The following is a 21,882-nucleotide window of genomic DNA, read 5'->3' on the forward strand; positions in this document are numbered from 1 at the left end:
TGCCTCTTCTGGGCACCAAAAATTTCCCCAACACCTCGTGTATGATCATATTTGTCCATTTTGGGCGCATTGTACCCTCCAAACATCCTCTCTTCTGATTGAGGCCCACCCCATTTTATAAGCCTCATGATGGACGCTGCTCGATGGGTCTTCAGATGAGTCGCATCAATCATTAGCGTGCCAGTCACATCTACCTGAGCAGAAAATTCGCTCAGCATGCCTGCAAAGACACCCGTGTGGGACCGTTGAGCCTATCGGTTGAATGCGTCTTATGTGGCCTTAGTCGGACGGACGTCTCGCCAGCGCAAGCCATAAAGAATGACATGTATGATACCGCTGAGAACGCGGCAGTCATCGACACGCGCAACCCCAAGTGGCTGTGAAAAAATGTGTTTGACGCTCTTGGTCGTCCGGAACAGTCGCGACATGGGCGGAATCCGGGCATTTTATGCGAAAGGGTTCCGGGGTTGAAAAGAGAAACAAAGCAGAAATATGTAGCAGGCCTTGATCATAATCGTTCTCAAGCAAAGAGATCTGACCAAACCGCTGTCCCGACATCCAACTCAAAGCTGCGTTGTGCCAAAGTGATGGAACTGCTTTCGTCGATCATCAAGCCGCGATGCGAATATACCGGCCCGACCGATCTGCTGATACCAAAACCAGGAGTACTCACACCGTAATAGTCGCCACCATTGACGCCGCCGTTGACAGAAGCGCCTAGCACGCTCAAAAGGTCGAACACCGACAGGTCCACATAGGCATCAGAGTTGAACCGCGCCGTCGGCCGCATCAGGATGTTATATTCGATGATCCCGTCATTATCGCCGCCCTCATCGTAGAGCTGCGCATTGTTCAAGCCAAAAGCGTCACCAAAGACGAAGTCCACTTCGGACCCGTCCTCAAACACGATCGTGCCATCAAGCGTGCGAAGGTCGAGAGAATTGGCTTGGCGATAGGCGGCCTGGAAACTGAGATCGAGGTCCAGCAAATCGTAGTGGTAACCATAGGAAAACGGACCTTGGCTTTCTTGTTTGACGAACCCCAATGGATTTCTCTTACCAATGATCGACGCGGCGATGGAATCCAGATCAAGCGTCAGATCGGCAAAGGTTTGGCTAAACTCACCCGATAGCAAACTTCCCGACGAACCTGTGGCTTGGTTGGTGAAATTAGTTGTGCCAAGGACATAATCAAGCAACCTGTTCTCAAACGGATCGGTGTAAGAGCCGCTGAGATCCTGCGTCGTTGGGCCAAATTCGAGGAACTGGACCGTGTCGATCCCATCGAAGTTGACAATACTGCGGCCGTCGGCGCCCAGCAGTGGATTTGCATCCAGTGGCGCAACTGCCCCAAACGCCCAACCATCGTAAAAGTCGCCTCGATCCACGGGTTTCACCGTGCTGGCTGCAAGATGGAAGTGCAGATACCCCCACAGACGTGCGGCGAATGATGCATAGAGATCCAGCTCCGTAACGGAGAGGTCGAAATCCAACTTGGGAGCACTTGCAACAAAGCTGGCCGCGCCGGGATCGGCAATTGCCCTTGTGTTAAAGTTCAGTGTTGTTCCCGCATCCGTGCGCAAGATGCTGGTCGTTACGGTGGTGTCAAATGCCGCCGTGCCGCTGACGGAACCTCCTTCGATCCCTGTAGAGGCCGTCACGCCAATGTTGCCTCTGGCTTCGCCATCAAGGCGCGTGCTGAAATGCGTCGACACGCCAACGCCGGCCAAGCGGTGGTCAAACTGAACAAGCGTGGCCGTTGTTCCGCCGGCTTCGTTGAAGGAGCCGCCAAAGGTTTCCGACGCGGTAAAACGCTCTCCGTCAGCGCTGTTCCAAATGTTCTGGCTGCCAATTTCAAACGTCTGTGTGGCATGGTGGTGTGTCGTATCAAACTCGATGGCAAAGGTTTCGGTTGTGGACGCTTCCCGGCCATCCAGATCTCTGGCAACGGCCGTGACTTCGATATCCCAATCTGTCGGAACGTCATCCGGAAGATTGAAACGGAAAGCGTAAGCCTCATTGGTGCGATTTAGCGGCGTGTCCCATTCGGTAGTGAAGACATAGTCGCTAAAATTCTCGATAAGGTTTCCATCCGCATCGCGCGCCACCAGTTCGAACCGGTCGATCCCAACAAAGTTGTTTTCAGGCTCCTGCTCAAAATCTGTGGTTTCGGCGCGTACAATCAGGCCGAAACCATCTCCGAGCCGAGACCCAAAGGTTTGGAACGAAAGCAACGGCGCATCGGGATCCGGTAGCACGTTGATGCGGGCCCTGCCGATGGCTTCAAGACCATCACTGTCGACCACTTTGTAGCGGACCCAACCCTCGCCCCAGAAATCATCAAAGGGCGTATAGCGGATTTGTCCGTTTTCAATGACCGCAGAACCGTTGTGTGTGCCTAGAATCTCCGTGAGCGCAAACGTGTCGCCCTCATCGATGTTCCGCGCTCCCGCGAGCACGTCCAAAAGAGAGGCATTGTCTTCGAGGATTGTGAAGCCCGGGAAACCCAAATAAGGCGCATTATCTGCCCCGACAACGTTCAGCGTGACAGTGCTGGTCGTGGACGCGCCATGGCGGTCCGTGGCAGTGATCTCCAGATCATGTGTCCTGGTCTGCCCGCTGTCGAGGTAACGCCACGTGGCGCCGGGAAAGACACGCAATTCGGTCCCGTGTACCGTGGCCAGACTACCGGCGCTGCCGCTTGTGACTGTGTAGGTCAGCGTTTGGCCATTGTCATCCCCGTCGGGATCGCTGCCCAATGTGGACAGGTCCAAAACAAAGGTGCCGCCGACCCCCGGGCCAAGAACGCTGTCAAAAACGTCCATCTCCGCGTCTGCCATCTCCGGCGCGTCATTTGCGCCTTCGATTGTGATCTCAGCTGTGGCTTGCGAGGTCAGCCCGTCCGCATTCGTGATGCCATAGATGAACTGGACCGTATCGCGATAGCCTTCCCAGAGGTCCTGTCGCGCTGTCATGTAGCTCAAACGGCCATCAGGGTTTACCACGAGGCTACCATCGGCGGTGCCTTGATCCAGCAACGTTACAGTGACAGGCGTACCCACCAACAGGTCGTTATCAAGAAGCGTGCCGGTGAGTACGTCGTCTTCTGCAAATACAAAACTGTCCTGCATTGCTTTGAACAGAACCGCCAGGTCCTGACCGGGGTTGACCAGCTCTGGCGCCAGCAAATCAGCCGCGATGCCTGCCGCCCCAAGCACCGTGAAGTTAGACCCGCGCTCATCCAGAAAAAGCTTATCCCCGGCAACATCAAACGCGCTCCAAAAAGTGGTCGGACCGGACACAATTACTTGATCAAGGCCCGCCTCGAAATTCGAGATGGTGGCATTGCTGACCATGCCTTCAAAGGTCAGTGTCTCCGCAATACCTGATGCACCAAAGGCGAGCGTCAAGTTTTCAGCGCCAGTCCCAAAAGTCATATTCCGCGCGCCAAAGCTACCTTGGACAACTTCAATTGCCCCGCCCTGTGCACCTGCGGATGATCCAAAGGCGATGTCGCCGGCCACATCCAGCGTGATGGCCCCATAATTGTTCGCTGTACTGTCGCCAAAGCGGAAGCTACCGCGCCCTGACAGCGAAGCTTGAGCGTCATCAGAGAACCCGTCTCCGATGGTGACGGCGCTAAAATCCTCTGCGTGTGTCGAAAGGGCGATGGTTGTGACGGGGCTTTGCGCATTGACCCGGTCGCCAATCGTCAAGGTCGTGCTGCCGGCGAGGTCAGTGATATCCAACATCGTGACAGTATCCAGCCCGTCGCCGATGGCGATCGTGTCTTCCCCAGCCAAAGTATCGATTTGTATCGCAAAAGGTTGAGCAGTGCCGCTTGCGTTCTGGCGCAGTGTCCCCGGGATGGTGAATTCATCGCCTCCCAAGGTGCCAAGCACCACGAAGGGATCACGGTTGTGGCTGTCGGCAAAGGCATGATCCAGAACCAACCGCAACGAAATATCCTGCGTGACCGAAGCGCCGTGCAGGTCTCTTGCCGTGGCGCGCAAGGTGTAGTCACCCGCAACCGACAAGTCAGCAGGGTCAATCGCTCTAAGGACGTTGTTTGAAACGTCAAAACCGGCTGGCACTGTCTCCAGCGTCACATGCAACTCATCTCGGAGCGATATGTCTGCATCCCTAAACAAGGTGGCCAGATCAAAGGCGAGATGACCCGTTGACCCGATGCTGCCCGCGCTGATTGGCAAAACCCCACCAACGTATGTTGGCGCGTGATTCAGGGTAAGTCCCGAAACGATATCCTGCGCGGCAATGCCCGCTGCGCCTTCGACCATAAAGTTCGATCCGTCAAAGCGCTGGAAATAGGCATTGCCTACCGCATCGCTGCGCACCCACATGCCGCCGTTTGAACCGGTCAGCGCGATGGTGTCCTCGCCAAACTGCCAATTGCGCACGACAACCTTGTCGAGCGCCCCATTGAACAGGACACTGTCCGCATCACCATCCACCCCGAGATCAATCAAAGCGTTGGCCGTGCTGCCATCGAAGATGATGCTGTCACGTCCTACGCCGCCGTGTATCTGGGTTCCTGCCCCACCAAGGCCCACCCGCATGCCAAAGCGCACCGCATCGTCACCTGCACCAAGGTTCACATTCAGCTCGCCAAGTCCAAATCCGTCTGTCGACCGGCCTGCGTCGTCACCGAAAACAACGCTGTCATTGCCGTCTCCGGCATCCAGCAGCATCTCCCCGTCGTCCGCCGCGAAGTGCCCGAATTGTGCACTGTCATCGCCGGCGCCAAGCCGCATCGCAAGGAAACCATTCTCCCCCGCGCCGTTGCCAAATTCGAGCCGATCATCCCCGCTTGTGTAGTCGAGCCCCGCAAAGCTTGACAAAATGCCGTCCCCATAGCTTCGCGCCATTCCTGTCGCCAAGGTCACGGAAACGCTCGTGTTTTGTCCTGTGGCGTCCAGCGCTGTCAGCGTGATGGCACTGTCTCCGGCGGTGCCGTTGAGCGCAAAATCGGCGGGATTTGTGAACCGCAACACGTTGTTCGCAATGCTGTACTTTGGATCCAGTCCAGCCGCGGTGATTGTCAGCGCATCCCCCTGTTCATCCGCAAAAAACTGGGTTAGGTCGAGTGTTGGCGCGGCAATGGCGAGATCTCCAGCTTCACCAAAGCCAATCACCGCCCCTCCGACGTAGATCGGTTCTGGCCCGTCCGTTACTCCTTGGATCGTCACGCTCACTTGTGCAGTCACGCCGTCCACAGTGCGCACTGAAAAACTGTCTGTCAGGCTGTCGCCTGTTCCAAGCGCCTGAATATTCCGCTGGTTGGAATTCGCGACGTATGCCCAACTGCCATCAACCGCCAAGGTGAAATGCCCCAAACCGGCATCGCCAAGCGCCGCAATACTGGGAACAAAATCTGTATGCCCAAGATAGTCGGCGACAATTTGGAGTTGTCCCGATGCCTCAAGCAACGGTGTCGCATCTTCCGTGACCGTAGCTTCGGTGCCTCCTGTTATGATCTCGCGCCCCCGCGCATCAACCACTGACACTTGGCCATCGTCAGACGTGCGCTGCGTGAAAAGTTTGGCGCCTCCCGGGCCATTGAACTCTTTGTAGATCCGCGCCCAGCCGTAAACATCGTCGAGGTCCAGAACCGATTGGTTTTGCTTGACGCCACTAACATACGTCGTGGTCGCCAGACGGCCGTCGTCATAGACAACCACCAACTCGGAGATGCGCCCTTGCGCATCGAAACTTTTGGATTTGGTTGCCCAGCCGTGTGCATCGCCTAAGTCGGTGACGGCATACGTCTGGCGGGTGCCTTCGATGTAAGTGGCTGTTATTAAGCGATCATCATCCATAGCCTGCGACGTTGAAAGCAAGCGACCGGCACCGTCAAAGATCACGCTTTTTGAAGTCCAGCTATAGACATTCCCAACGTCGGCCCATTCGGAAGTCGCCTTGACCCCATCTTCAAACTGTGTGGCCTGCGTGCGCCCGTCATCAAACACGCGCTCTTGCGACACCATATCTCCACGATCATCAAAAGACGACGTCGTCGTATGCCATTTGTGGACGTTGTCTGTATCGACCTGCACACTTGTGGAGCCGGACGCCCTCGCAAAAGACAGCTGTGTCTCTTCCTGACCATCGTCAAAAACGGTTTTGACTGACACCAATCTGCCGGTGGCCTCCTCAAAGGTATATTCCTGACGCGCCCACGGTTTGGTGTCGTCTCTGTCCTCGACAATGCGATGTGTTCGAACGCCATCGGCAAAATAGGTGTGGGTCACGCGCCCATCATCCTGGACCTTTATCTTCTCTGATATCCTGCCCGCTGCGTCAAAAAGTTCCGTGATGCTTTGAGAAGAGGCAACATCATGCGTGTCGGTGACTTCTCGCGTCGCTACGTTACCATTTGCAAAGGTTGAGTTGATACTCTGACCGTCATCTTGCAAAGCAACGCGGGTCAGGGTTCGGCCCGTACTCGAATCGTAGGTTCTGGTAATCCCCGTCCAAGGCATATTATCATGCGGATCGCTCCAGATGTCTGCAGTTAGCGCTGTCTCCTCGAACGTCGCAACTCGCACCCTGCCGTCATCATACGTCGTTGTTTCAGAAATCCTGAAACCCCGACTGTCAAAAACCGTGACCCGTTCAGCCCAAGTATACTGGTCTCGGGTGTCCAATTTCGTTCTTGAGATCATTTATTTTCCCGAAAAATACCGCCAGCAAAAGAAACATAAATAGTCTAAGCGATTATCAATCCAATTTTTTTAAATCAAACAAAATCGCTTCAGTTAAGGGTTGCCTTCTGGTGTCATGGGGCCAATGCATAGCCCGCCATGAAACTTACATTAGGAATTACCGGGAAGCGCCTTTGCGCGGCATGGCGTGTCTTGCCTCGTTTGCGCACAGCAACATCCAGTCTTCTGTTTGATGTGTGTTTTCGAAGAAACAGCCCATGACGCGAGTATGTAGGTGATAGAAAAATCCCTCGCTGCCGTCTTGAAAGATCAACGCCCAGAGCGCTTAGCAAACGGGGCGGCGCGTATCCGTCCAAGTCGATACGTCCCTTTCGTTCCCAATTACGAACGCTATCGGAATGACCGCCTGCAAACTCGGCCAAACGGGGCCGTGAAAGCTTGCGAGACAGGAGTAGTTGCAGCAACTCTTCACCTGTCACATCGGAACCATTTTTGCTTGAGCGTTTCAAGTCAAAGCCGACCACAAGAATTGCACCGCCCCTTTCGCATCATCAAAAACCCTCAGCGCCTTTCCAGAAGTTTGCGAAGCGGCAAACCACTTGAAGATTGCCGGACTCGTCGTCCCCGCTGCTGTCGATGTGATCCAAGGAAGCGAACATCGCAGGATCGCCATTAACTTCGTCCATTTCCAGCGGAGCCCTGTCAGCTCGCAGCAAAATTCCTGAGAACCCATAAGCCCGGCGATGTAGTCCTGAAGAGCCGCTGATGGGAACCCGAGGTCCTTTGTCTTCACTAAACGCTCAACCGTCTGGCCATCCTTTCGGCTGCGTTAGTAGCATCAAAGAGTTCCGGAACTTGCTGGTAAGCAATCTTATCTGCCCGCGTTCCATACTTGATTGGCGCATATCCGTTCTTGGCAGCTTCATTTTCCTTTCAAAGGAGGGTGGTTGGTTGCGTGAGATCTTCCACAAAAGTGCATTCCCATCCTTGTGAACCCAAACATCGCCCACAATTTCTGTGACGATAGTCATCAAGTTAACCCAGCGCGAAGCAGTCGCCCTAGTCGGCTTCCTTCCTGCCGCAGTGGAGGCATTGATCAAGCGGGGGGAGACTTAACCCGCTCTGCCATTCGTCTTCCAATAGTTCTGGGCGTAGACTGCATTCATGGTCACAACTGTTCCACGCTCGCGGCAAGTCGGCCATTCATAGTTTTGGCGCCCAAAAGTTGGCGATGCAGACTTTCATGATCCTGCCCGCACTACGTTTATTGCTAATAAGCTCGGTTTTCCCGATCTTATTAGCAAGCCTAGGCGCTTAAACTAGATGAAAATTTCCATCCCTAGTTACGATGAAGAGCGGGAAATAAGTCCCCGCTACAATGCCCTGTATGGAAATCGCCCACCAAAAAATAGCGTAGGGACCTTTGCCTTTTGTTTCTTGACCGGGAGTTGGGCCATCAAGTCGAATACATCAGCGCCAATCTGCAACTTGATCGAGTTCTGGCTTGCCCCATCCACCACCACCCACATGATCTGACCTGTCGGACGATAAATCACAAACGCCTCTCCTACATTATCATGACTGGACCGTCCACCAGCAGTGGTCGCGGTATGCGCAGTGTTTACTTGGAACTGTCTGGCGGTTGACCTAGCGGATCCGAAGTACAGAACATCAATTTCTGCAGCGTTTTAGTCCTGAGATCGATCTGAGCCATGATCTGCATTTCCGATGTGAAGGAAACGATGTGCGCTTGCGCTGCCATTGACGAAATTGTCTCCGTCGCCTCCAAAAACCAGGCCTCCAAAGACCGAACGGGGCGCGTGTCATCGCCCGTCCCGCCAATGAAATCGCGCAGGTCGTCTGTGCATTCTCCGCCAAATAACGTGTCATTCGACGGTAGCTTGCGAGATGCGTTGTTAAACGAAGAGTGGCTTGACAGCTTGGACGAAGCGCGCAGGAAACTGGCCCTCTGACGATACAACCACAACAATGTTAGACCGCACCCATCCTCGGGAAACCAACCGGCCGGTAAAGCGAGACAAGCACTTGAGCAATTTGAGGGCTCCGCTTTCAACGCGTTTGCCCAAAACGAAACCGGGGAATATGAAATCCAAACCCGCAAACTATCGTTATGAATAAGGGAGCCTTAAGGGGCATGCCAGTCAATAACTGAGGTGCTGAGTTTTCCGGGTCCCAAGTCATTCAAAGTGCGAATCGCGATCAAACGCTCCTGTCGGGTACTGCAAAAAAGTACTTCGAAAACACCTCTAGGCATCCTATCCGTTATGTCAGAAATTAATCTGTAAGCATTTGTAAAAAGTGCATTTTAATAGCACCTATGCTTTCAGTGAAGACTTTCCCAAGAATTTCAGAGTGTTGACAGGTTGAATTTTCTGGTTCTACGCTGAACCATATCCAAATTTTTTTGTATTTAGGGGCGTTGTTATGACTATTCAGGACACGTCTTTGACGTTTACGACTTCTGGACAATCTGTCTGGAAACCCGGTGACGCAGAACTTCTGCGCCTCACCTCTGGCGACGCCATGATTTATGACACCGGTGGTGAAAGAGTTTGGCCGATCGACATCAGCCTGGCATCCGCAGAGGTCTATTACGACATCCGGTTCGGATTGCAGGCATGGATGGATGTGGGCAATGCCGGCAGTTGGGGGGCAACCTACAATATCAATGTTGAGGTCGTGCTTCCAAACGCAATCGAAGTCAGTGCGGATGTGAACACTCCCGAGTACATGGAGTTTGATTTTAGCAATTATGAAATCGTGACCGCCGAGATTCAGTCGTATGGTTTCAAGCTGGGGTCGAAGCCAACTGGAGATCCTGACAAGCCAACGCAAAACGAACTCAGCGCTGGACTTGACTTTATCTACGAGTTGTCCGGCGGAATACGGGACATCGAAGTTGGTTTCGAGATTTGGAACCCTTTTGGTGACGACAAATTCATTGGGTACGAAAACAAAGATGGGTTTGGTTTTTCGACCGGCGCTCAGTCGGTCACACTGATTAGCGTGTCTCCGGCGATCCCGCAGTATTCCAAACCCTTTGGAGGCGAGGAGGGTAAAGAGCTTTTCACCATCGCGCTTGGACTTCCGGTTGGGGCAGATACGACGGGCAAAGCCACAGAGACTGGCGTCGTCGGAGGCCGTGGCGTTGCAGACAAAGACTTCTTAAGTCTCAGCGCTGATCTGGATCAAATGTTAACCGAGATACTCACGAAAGCGGCCCCCGGTACGCCGGTTTATGCCGCAGGTTTGTTGCTCGAGAACTCAATTTTCAAAGAGTTCGACAAGACGATAGGAGATTTCACAGCCAAACTGACTTTTGTTGATGTGTTTGCCAAAGCGGCGCTGCATGTAACAGAAAGCGTCCGGCTGGATATCCGTGATTTTTCTCGGATGACGCCGGTGAGTACAACTGAATTTCTGGGGTTTGAAATCCCAAATTACCACGAAACCGAAGGCCCGCCCAATATCTCGGTGATGCTGACATCAGATAACGGTACACCTGATTTTGAAGGGGATGATGAAACTGTTGTCGGAGCCCTCGGAGACGATCTTATTCGGTTGCTCGCGCCTCAGGTGGATTCAAGCTATGGCACCGCAACCATCACCGCCGAATACAATATTGAATCGGCGATGTTCAAACATACGGTCGGTTTGGGACTTGCCCTAAGCTTTGGAATTGACCTTTTACAAGGGTCATTCAAATACAAAGATTATGAAAAGCTGACACTCAGCTGGGGTCCCCTTATTCCTCTGGAGTGGCCAGAAAAAGTTGAAGACCGGATCGTCGGCAGTCTCGATATTTACACGCCGCCCGCCTTTGAAGTGGATGGCAGCGTTTTTGGAACGCAGACAGACACCTACGAAGTCTTCTACGTCTCGTCAGACATTGTGCCAGATGGCTGGGACCCTACGCTTCCGACAGCCGAAGCCACGGCATATGCGTTTTTCGAAGCACAGAACCAACAGTTGTCTGCGCTGTACAACACGTTGCAATCCGCGCTGGACAACGCCTATGCCTACAATTTCCAGCATCAATTGCCGACAAGTTTCCCTGACGGATCAGCAACGCGCGATTTTTCTGCCAGTGGCGAAAACCTGAACGTCGTCCACTATCTGTGGAACGGCGCCTCTGACAAGACTGTGGTTATCAAGCATGATGGCAGCCGCATCACGGTGGCCACGCCTACGTCGCTTTCTGTCCAGGGCGGCGCTGCGGGAACAGATCCCGTTCTCAATCCGTACGGTCGACTTGAAGTAAATCTTTCTAATGCGGCCAACCTTGGCATCTTCGGCTCGATCACAAACAAGCTTGATGTTTTGAATGCGCTCTCTTCGGCCGCCGGAATAGAATACACCTATAACACATGGGGAACGGACAGGACCCTGACAACAGATGGCATAACCAATGTGCTTGGCGGTATCGGCGGCGATGTCATGGTCTATCATTACGATACGACGTCGATCGATACGCGTGGTGGCGAGTTCTTTGATGGGGGTGCCAATGACTATTACGACAGGTCCGGCACCCAACTGTTTGACATATTCGTCGAAGACCTGTTCCTCGCGGATCTTTCGCATTTCACAACGCCGATCATCGCCAATCTTGCCGAGTCCGTCCTGTTCGAACACGACAATGACAGCGGCACCACTGGCGGCATCACGATCGATAAGTACGATCTGACACCTGAAGGCGACATCAGATACGATGCGAACGGCAATCCGATTGCAGTGGATATCGCGGAAAACCGCATAACCCTGCGAAATGTCGAAGCCCTTGCCTTGCGCACGGGAAGCGGTGACGACTATCTGGTCGGCGGCACCTTCAGTGATATTTTCTTTACCGGTGCCGGCGATGATGTCGTGCGGCTGGTCGACAATATTCCCCATGCCGACAACACACTGTTTTCGGCGTATGTTGATGTGGACGATGATCTTGTTGATCTTGGGGCTGGCGATGATGTGGCCATCGTGCAGATGTCAAGTTTGGCGTCACCGCACTATTCAACCTTTACCGATCACATCATCGGCGGTCTGGGCACCGATCAGCTGTTTGTCGAAGCTGGAAATCAAGGCCTGCGCTACGATATCTCGTTGGACGGAAGCAGCTATGTTTTCGGCGGAAACGGGATTGGCTCACTGTCGACACACAGCCAATTGGCACAGCTGTTGCAAAACCTTGATTCCACCCGAGGCGATTACTGGCAAGCAAATGGGGTGGGCGCGACGCAGTCCACATTCGGGTCGCTTGAAGCGCACACACTCATGATCAATGGCAGTCACCATCAGGGAGCCATTCGCTTTACTCAGGATGTTGAACAGGTCAGCATCATTCCAGATGTTCGCATAGATGCTTCGGGCAACGCGATTGCGGCGACCTCAGGGGCCGGTGACGATCTGTTGGTTTACATGGGGGGCGCCCGCTATGATGGTGGTGTCGGTGGAACGGACACGTTCCTTGCCGATTTCAGCTCGTGGAGCAGCTTTCAGACGCTGGGTCAGACGGGTGACGGCGTTTCGATTTCCTTGGCCAACGAAACATCTTTCTTTGGTGCAACCTCGATTACAAACATTGACCGGCTGCACGTCACGGGCACCCGTGATTTTGATGTCATCATCGGTGGAGAGCACGACGATTACATCAACGGTTTTGACGGTGATGACTATCTCTACGGCGGTGTGGATCAGGCAAATGATACGTTGCTGGGTGGCCTCGGCAACGATTTTTTCACTTGGGCGAGCGACGGAAATGATCTGGTTGATGGCGGCGAGGGCATCGACACACTGAACATCAGTTATGGCGGCAGGGGTGCTGGGCAAGCCATCGCGCTGTATGACTCGCTGGGCAATCAATTAGGGCCAACACTGGTCAATTCCGTGTCCGCCGGTGAGACCGATCAAGAGGTCACTGCATTCTTCGATACCATTGCAAGCGCAACCCAGACCGTGGCGAGCTTTGGATCAGAATCTGTGACCTACACCGATGTTGAGCGCGTCAATTTCACGGGTGATATCTATTCAAGCGATGCGGTGCTGTATCAAGGGGGAACACATTACAACGCTGGCAATGCCGCGAGCGATCAAGATCTCTTTATTGGTGATTTCCGTGGACAAGAGATCGGGCTTACGTTCGAAGTGCGTGACGTGCGCACGATTGGTGGCAGCGACGGGTACTGGCTTAACAACGAGATTTACATCGACGGCTTTGACAAGGCGCTGATCTATGGGTCCGAAACATTCGATACGCTGACAGGCAGCAGATTCAACGATACGCTGCACGGCGGCGGTGGAAATGATCTGTTGTACGGGGGCGGCGGAAACGATGTGTTGCTCGGCGGTATCGGCAGCGACACCTTCAGCTATTTCAGCGATGGCGTTGATTATATCGACGGCGGTACAAACGCCGCGAACAGCTATTTGAACGGGGAACTGATTCAGGTCGAAATTGAACGCGATCAATTGTTCATTATGGGCGGTACGGGCCCCCTGCGCGCGGCGATCAAAGACGAAAATGGCGACTTTATCATCCAAAGCCGCTATGGAATGGCCCTCACCACCAGCTCTAACGAAGAGCTGCTGCAAATGGCCCTCAATTCGCAGACTGCTGCAACATGGCAATACCATACCAAACTCAATAGCAATCTTGAATCGACCACATCGCCTGACGTGGAATACCTTCATATGGAAGCCGTGGATATTGCCGGGTCGAACGATCATGACGACCTCGTCGTGTATCAGAACGGCGATGGATATGTTGGAGGCGAAGGTTATCGCGACGGCGATCTCTTCCTGGCAGATTTGCGCAGTGCCACCGTAGATTTGACCTTGGACGCAACTTATGAGTCTGGCGCAGCCTACGATATCGGACAAGGAACGCAGATTGCTGATTTCGAGAGATTTTTTGCCCTTCTAGGAAGCGGAGATGATACTGTTCAAGGCGGTCATCTGAATGACTATGCACAGGGCGGTGCGGGCGACGATTATCTTGCTGGTGGGTTGGGCGATGACCATTTCATGGGTGACGGTGGAAACGACTTTTTTGTCCATACGGGTGGCAACGATACACTGGATGGTGGGGCTGGTTCCGCTGATACGCTGCTGCTTTCGATTGCGGATCAGGGAATGTCGCTGTCCTTGCATGACGCCAATGGAGCAACGGTCGGTCCAAACCTGTCGATGGTCAATGGCTCGCCTTCGTTTGCAGACTTTGCATCCCTGTTTGGTTTGCCTTACGCCTTTGCAAGGCTGAGCCACGGCGAAAACTCTGTCAGCTTCCAGAACATTGAAAAGACCCAATTGCTGGGCGGCTCGGGCAGAGACGTTCTGTTGGCAGGCGATGCACAGGGCATCCTGTTTGGCGGCGAAGGAAACGATGCACTGATCAGTGGTTCAGGCAATGATTTCCTGTCCGGTGGCGAAGGGTCAGACGTCTATGTGTTCGGTGCCAATTTCGGAAACGATGTCATATTTGGCGAGAACTTTGGCAGCAGCCGATTGGTGTTCACGGCCAATGCGCTGGTCGATTTCTCTTTCAGTTCTGACTCTTCTGATTTGCTGATGACGCAGGGGGCAAACTCTCTGCGGGTCGTGGATTACTTTGCCTCAAATACGGCTGTTGGGCTCAACTTCGTATTCGAAGCGACCGACGGGCTGTTTACCCGTGATTTCACAAGTTTGGGAGCCACGACAACCGGCTCGGTTGTGGTTGGGCAGACTTATCTGGGGACGGATGAAGATGACAACCTGTCGGCAGGTACAGAGTTTCGCGACACATACCGCGGATTTGGCGGCGACGACTACTTTGAGTCCAGCGCTGATGTAGATCTGTATGACGGCGGAGCCGGGACAGATGGTGTTGACTATTCGGGGTCCGATGCGGGTGTAAGCATCAACCTTGAGACATTCCAAAGCCAAGGCGGCCACGCTCAAGGCGATATTCTTGTTTCGATCGAAGAAATCACCGGATCGACACACAACGACACTCTGGTCGGCGATGTCTACGACAATACCCTGGACGGCGGTGTTGGTGATGACACGCTGGATGGCAATGACGGCAACGATGTTCTGATCGGGGATGCAGGATCGGACAACCTCGTTGGCGGCTTAGGCAGTGACATCATATTCGGTGGCGCAGATGCAGACACGGTCAATGGTGGGGACGGAGACGATCTTCTGGTTGGCGGTTCTGGTGATGATCGTCTTGCGGCGGGAGATGGCGACGACATTATCGACGACGGTGCGGGTAATGACACTGCTTATGGCGGAAACGGAGGGGATTTGTTCGCGTATTCCGGCGGGCTCGACGAATGGTTCGGCGGAAGCGATGTCGACACCGCCAGCTTCGAGGCTTTCGCCTTTGCAGTTCGCATGGATCTGGCGGCGGACAGTGCAACGGTTGTCACTCGCGACGGGGTGACACTTGACCCAAGCGAAGGCGCCGAACGGGTTCTGGTCAATATGACTGGTATCGAGAGCTTTATCGGGTCGTTATTTGATGATGATCTTTCCGGAAACGCCAACGCAGGGATTATGAACGGCAGTGCCGGCGCGGACATTCTGACCGGGCACGCTGGCGCAGACACCCTGATCGGTGGGGCTGGAATCGACACCTTGGACTATAGCCGAGAGTCCGGGACATCGGGCGTAATGGTCTCGATGCATATTGAAGATGCCGAGATCGCGACAGACACCCATGGCCACCAAGACGAGATCGAAGGCTTTGAAAATGTCATTGCGACAGCCATGGCAGACAATGTGCGCGGCAATATCAGCGACAATGTCTTCTTTGGTGGCGCAGGCAACGATACACTGGACGGTTTCGTCGGCGACGACCTGTTGTTGGGACAGGCTGGTAATGACACCCTGATCGGTGGGGAAGGCAACGATACCCTTTCGGGGGGCGACGGGAATGATTCCGCCGAAGGCGGCGCAGGCAACGATCAGTTCATCGCAGGTCCTTTGCCCTCCTCTACAGCAGAGAACAGCAGCGGTCTTGGCAACGATACATTCAATGGTGGCGACGGCATCGACATTGTCTCGTATGCCACTACGACCAACGGTGTTTCGGTCGATCTGTCACTGCCCATCGGGCAAGTCAACGGAACCGAAATTGGTGCCGACACGCTGATCGACATCGAGATTATCATCGGCGGCCTTGGCAACGACACCATGGCTGGCAATGCTGGCGACAACACATTCGGCTATATTGGTGGATCGGATGCCTATTTCGGTGGTGATGGCGTCGACAAACTCAGCTTCGAAGAATTCGGCTTTGCCGTTCTTGTCGATCTGACCAATCCGAATGAAGCACAAACTGCGGATTCCTTTACCGCCGTAACAGGCCCTTTCAGAACAATCGCGCAACTGTCAGGCATCGAAGGTGTTTGGGGCACGGATTATGATGATCTGTTGATTGGCGATCAAGTGGCGAACACCTTATCAGGTGGTGTCGGAAACGACACTTTGGATGGTGGCACCTCGGGTACGCCGCTGACTGATGGGGATGTTCTTTATGGCGAAGACGGAAATGACCGCTTCATTACCCGGATTGATGACGGACCAGACTCAATTGACGGCGGCGATGGCACCGACACTCTGGATTACTCTTCGGCAACAAGCGGAGTTGACGTCAACCTGACGACAGGTGGCGGCGATGACGTCGTGATCAATGTCGAACGCCTGCTCGGCAGTGATCACAACGATACACTGACCGGCGATGCAGCAGACAATATTCTCGAAGGCCGTGCGGGCGACGATCTGATCTTTGCTGGATTTGGGGATGATCTGATCATGTATTTGTCGGGTGTCGACACGGTGCATGGCGAAGATGGTGCAGATACGCTGGACTACTCGCTGTTCGGCAGCGCGGTTCGGGTTGATCTCGGAGTTTCAGGCGCTGCTGCGTTTACAGGTGACACGTCCAGCTGGGAACAAGGCATTCAAAGGACTGTCACCTATACGCCGGATATGGATTTCGAGAATGCTATCGGGACGTCTCACAACGATTCATTGACTGGCAACGCAGGGTCTAACCTGTTCAACGGTGGTTTGGGCGATGATCTGATATTCGGGCTCGCGGGCAATGATCTTTTTGCCTACACAGGTGGCTTTGACGTTTGGGACGGTGGCGAAGATCGCGATACAGCCAACTTTGCGTCCTTCAACTATGCCGTCTCAGTCGATCTGACAGCGGCCTCCGTAAATGCCTTCCACCTTGGCGGCGATGACCTTTCGGGCGGGACCCGCACAGACATGGCGCGTTTCGTCGCGATTGAAGATGTTGTCGGGTCCAGCTTTGGCGATGAGATTGTCGGAGATTCAGGCGACAATGTCTTGAGCGGTGTTTGGGGGGCTGACAGCCTGTCTAGTGGTATGGGCGACGACACCTTGCTGGGCGGTACAGGCGATGACACGCTGGCTGGCGGTGCTGGCGCTGATAATCTGGATGGCGGCGAAGGAATCGACGACGCAGACTATGCGGGATCCGCTTCTGCAGTTGTTGTGGATCTGAATGCCGGAATAGGCCTGAATGGTGATGCCGAAGGCGATGTTCTGACTGCGATAGAAAACGTCAGAGGCTCTGACCACGCAGACCATCTGGTCGGCGACCTTGGCAACAATAACCTGCACGGCGGCGGCGGGGATGATACCCTAATGGGTGGTTCCGGCGTCGATGCGATGCTTGGCGGCATGGGCAACGATGAGTTGCACGGCGGCGTCGGCATAGATTTTGCGGTTTTCAACGTTGATAGCTCCGAAATCTCTGTGGCCCGCGCGGCCGGAGGTCTTCAGATCACATCGTCCGAAGGTGTAGATTTTGTCGCCGATGACATCGAGCTGATCGAGTTCAACGATCAGGTCCTTGTCTACTTTGAAGTCGAGGCCTTGGCTGGGCCCGGTAATGACACGATCATCGGGACGACATTCGACGACACTTTGTCCGGTTTTGCCCAGCACGATGTGATCGAAGGCCGTGAGGGCAACGACGGGCTATTTGGCGGAGACGGTAACGATACATTGCGCGGCGAAGAAGGTGTCGACCTTCTGGATGGCGGTGACGGAAATGACAGGCTTGATGGCGGGGCCAACCGGGATCTATTGATCGGCGGCGCTGGCGATGACACCTACATCACAGACAACAGCGATGATGTGGTGGTTGAACTTTCAGGTGAAGGCACTGACGAGGTTCAATCTAACGTTGATTTTGCATTGCCTGATTTTGTTGAGAACCTCGTTCTGACTGGCGCGCAGGATGTGGCCGGCATCGGCAACGCGCTGAACAATGTGCTTACCGGCAGCCACGGGAACAACCGTCTGATGGGTGGGGCAGGCAACGATTCCCTGTTTGGTGAGGCCGGTGTTGATACGGCTGTGTTTAATGTATCTAGCGCCGGGGTGACCGTGACGCAGGGCACAGACGGTTTGGTTGTGACCTCTTCCGAGGGCAACGATCTGATTTCGAACACCATCGAATTTGTGGAGTTCACTGACCAGACCCTGACATTTGCAGGTCTTGCGGCGATGTTGGCTGGGGTGACTACCGGAGCAAGCGGCAGCGATACTCTAACCGGGACACCGCAGTCTGACATTCTGGCGGGTCTTGGTGGCAACGACCGCATCGTGGGTCGTGAAAGCAATGACATTCTGGTTGGCGGCACCGGTAGCGACATACTGTTGGGCGAGGCTGGCAATGATCGTCTGGACGGTGGTTTGGGCAATGACACGCTGGATGGCGGCGCCGGAACGGACTTGTTGTTCGGCGGCCTCGGAAACGACATCTATCTTGTAGGTGATGCGGGCGATGCGGCGGTGGAACGGGCCGGTGAAGGTTTTGATCAGGTGCAAGCCAGCGTCAGCCATGTGCTGGGCGAGAATGTTGAGGATCTGACTCTGACCGGCTCCGGTAATCTGGACGGGACCGGCAATGACAGCGCCAACACCCTGACCGGTAACAGCGGCGACAACGTCCTGGATGGCGCGGCTGGAAACGACACGCTGATTGGTGGTTCAGGCGATGACACGCTGATCGGTGGCGATGGGGACGACACGGCCGTCTTTGACACTACATTAGCAGCGTCCACGTTTGATTTTGATACACCCGGCGTTGTGTTTGTCACCGATGCCAGCGGTATCAATCATGTTGAGAGCATCGAATTCCTTACCTTCACAGATCAGACCATCTCGATCGGAGATTTGCGCGATACCGTGATCCCTCCGCAGAACGTTCAAATGGGCTCGGGCGGATATTACGAAGGTGGCTATGCCATTGATAACTCGCCTGAAAGAGGGAGTGAGATATTCCAGCTTATCGGGCCAAGCCCGCAGGGTCAGAATGACAGAAATTCTCATCATTTCGGCGTCGAGTATCTGAATGGCGGTGGCCATGCCGAATACCAAGGCAGTGGTTTTGACAATCAAGGAGCGGGTGATCAGGGCACTGCGAACTCGTTTAGATTGGACCCAACGGGTGGAAACACAAACCGCATTTGGCTGCAAAGTTTCGCGCTGCCGCTTCAGGATATGCTGAATGCCGATTGGGACTATTACCGGACGCATTTGTTCAGCGGCGATGACACGCTGACGGGATCCTACCTCTCGGATAACCTGTTCGGCTATGATGGCGATGACAAAATAATGGGAGGTCAGGGCGACAAGCTGAACTATGACGTCACAGGACAGCGGCCGTCAAACAACCAGACTTACCGCAATCCGGGTGATGCGTTCACAGACCCCGATTGGTTTGTTGATGATGGCAATGATACGCTGGATGGCGGCGCGGGCAACGACAGCCTTGATGGTGGCACCAGCAATGACATGCTGCTTGGCGGGTCTGGCAACGATGTGCTCTGGGGCGGCGGCGACGAAGGTCTTGATACGCTGGTCGGGGGAACAGGCGACGATACGCTTCATGGTGGCGATGGGGCCGACCTCGCGATCATCAACGCAACCCTTGCCGAGGCAACATTTGTTGCGTCCGGAACCTCCGTTCTGGTCACAAGCAGCGACGGTGCTGACGTCATTCACGATGATGTGGAATTGATCGAATTCACTGACGGTTCGCTGACCTATACGCAAGCGGTGGTTTTGGGAACATTTAGCCCGACACCCACCAACAGCGACGACACCTATCTTGGAACAGCCAATGCCGATGTGATCGACATTCTTGATGGAGACGACAGGGTCGAAGCGCGTGCCGGTGACGACAGCGTACTGGGCAATCTAGGCAATGACGTACTTCTGGGAGATTCCGGAAACGACACGCTGGATGGTGGACTGGGCCGGGATGAGATGCTTGGCGGCAGTGGCGACGACAGCTTGATCGGTGCCGAGGGCAACGACACGATTGACGGAGGGGTGGGGATCGATGTCGCCGTCTTTGACGTCGATTACGCGTCGGTGACCCTGTCTTACGAAGATGGGATCGTCATTTTTTCGGCTCTCGGACTGGACACGGTTCGCAATGTCGAACTGTTTGAGTTCAGGGATCGCACGGTTGAGGGAGACGCGCTTTTCCGGACCGTTCTTGGCATGTCTGCCCCGAATTCTGCCCCGACCTCGTCATTGCCACTTACCTTGGCAACCAATGAAGGCAGTATTACATTGGATCTCAGCCAATATTTCTCTGACCCTGATGGCGACCCGCTTACATACTTTGCGACCGGACTGCCTGCCGGAGTAACTCTGAACAGCACAACCGGTGTGCTGACAGGGTCGCAGCTTACCACAGGAACGCCACTGTCTATTGAAATCACGGCACGTGACTCTGCCGGGGCCGAGGTCGTGAGTACGTTTGATTGGGATCTCATCAACGTGAACGATGCCCCCACGGGGGGCGTCTCGATCATTGGCACCGCGACCGAAGACGAGGTTCTGACGGCGGACACCTCGGCCCTTGCGGACGCGGACGGTCTTGGAACGTTGAATCTTCAGTGGTTGCGGGATGGCGCTGCGATAGGTGGCGAAACCGGCCCCAGCTATCGGTTGGACCAAGTAGATGTCGGCACCGAAATCAGCCTTCGGGTGTCTTATACCGACCAGCAAGGTGCGCCCGAGCAAGTTGTTAGCCCTGCGACGCCTTCGGTGCAGAACCGGAACGACGCGCCAACGGGTAGCGTTGTCATCTCGGGAACGGCTGTATCGGGAAGCGACCTGATGCTTGATGCCAGTACGATCCAAGATGCAGATGGCCTTGGTACCTTCAATTATCAGTGGCTGCGGGATGGCAGTGTTATCGCTGGCGCGACGAGCACGTCTTATTCGCTTGTCGATCTGGATGTCGGGTCACAAATTTCGGCACGCGTGCTTTACACTGACCAACAAGGGACGGCCGAAACAGTCACAAGCCCAAGCTCTGTATCGGTCTTGTCAGGAGCATTGAATCTGACTGGAACGGCGGGGGCAGACAGGTTGAACGGAGCAGCAGGCGATGACACCCTGACTGGCCTTGACGGCAATGACACCTTGCGTGGCTTTGACGGGGCAGACAGTTTGAATGGCGGTGACGGCACAGATACATTGGTCGGCGGCGCGGGCAATGACACATTGATTGGCGGCACCTCGTCCAATGACTTACGTGATGTTGTTTATGCGGGCGACGGCAACGACAGCGTCAACGGTGGTTATGGCAACGACGAGCTGCGCGGAGATGCTGGCAACGATACGATTGCGGGCGGCTTCGGAGCAGATACGGTAATCGGTGGAACCGGCAATGACACGCTAACGGGGTCTGCGTTTGCAGACCAAATCTTTGGCAGTGATGGCGATGACTTTGTGAATGGGGGCTTTGGGCATGACCTTTTGAATGGCGGCGCCGGGGCTGATCGGTTCTTCCACATCGGCATCGCGGACCACGGGTCCGACTGGATTCAAGATTATGATGCCTCGGAGGGAGACATTCTCTATTTCGGCATCGGATCAGCAACGGAAAGCCAGTTCCAGATCAACACCACCCACACCGCCAACGCGTCAGGTGAACGGTCCGGCGACGACGATGTGGAAGAGGCATTCGTGATCTATCGCCCCACCGGCCAGATCATGTGGGCACTCGTCGACGGTGGCGGACAGAGTTCGATCAACCTGCAGATCGGTCGGGATGTGTTTGACCTGATGGCCTAAGCTCAAGCCCCCATACGACAAGACAACGCTCAGCAGGTTCGCCTGCGGTTTGTTTGGGGCATCAT

The 21,882-nt window shown here is 54.5% G+C and carries 2 protein-coding genes and 1 pseudogene; 2 read left to right on the forward strand and 1 reads right to left on the reverse strand.

The window, feature by feature from the left end; genetic code table 11:
• Nucleotides 1-520 precede the first annotated feature (520 nt).
• Nucleotides 521-6,268: a VCBS domain-containing protein gene (locus PH7735_RS15955; RefSeq protein WP_158503253.1), complete on the reverse strand. Its 5,748-nt coding sequence runs from the start codon at nt 6,266-6,268 to the stop codon at nt 521-523.
• A gap of 2,300 nt (nt 6,269-8,568) precedes the next feature.
• Here PH7735_RS15955 and PH7735_RS20370 point away from each other — a divergent pair.
• Together PH7735_RS20370 and PH7735_RS20615 are read left to right on the forward strand one after the other, a co-directional pair.
• A pseudogene (locus tag PH7735_RS20370) lies at nt 8,569-8,817 on the forward strand (integrase core domain-containing protein); the annotation flags it as partial.
• A 310-nt stretch (nt 8,818-9,127) separates the two neighbouring features.
• A complete protein-coding gene (locus PH7735_RS20615; protein ID WP_058312421.1) occupies nt 9,128-21,817 on the forward strand; it encodes a calcium-binding protein in 12,690 nt (4,229 codons plus the stop codon).
• Nucleotides 21,818-21,882 lie beyond the last annotated feature (65 nt).

The sequence above is a fragment of the Shimia thalassica genome, from assembly GCF_001458215.1.
Lineage (GTDB): Bacteria > Pseudomonadota > Alphaproteobacteria > Rhodobacterales > Rhodobacteraceae > Shimia > Shimia thalassica.

What these genes read in the sequence shown, in the direction of transcription:
- PH7735_RS20615 (WP_058312421.1), top strand. Translation starts at nt 9,128, where the DNA reads ATGACTATTCAGGACACGTCTTTGACGTTTACGACTTCTGGACAATCT.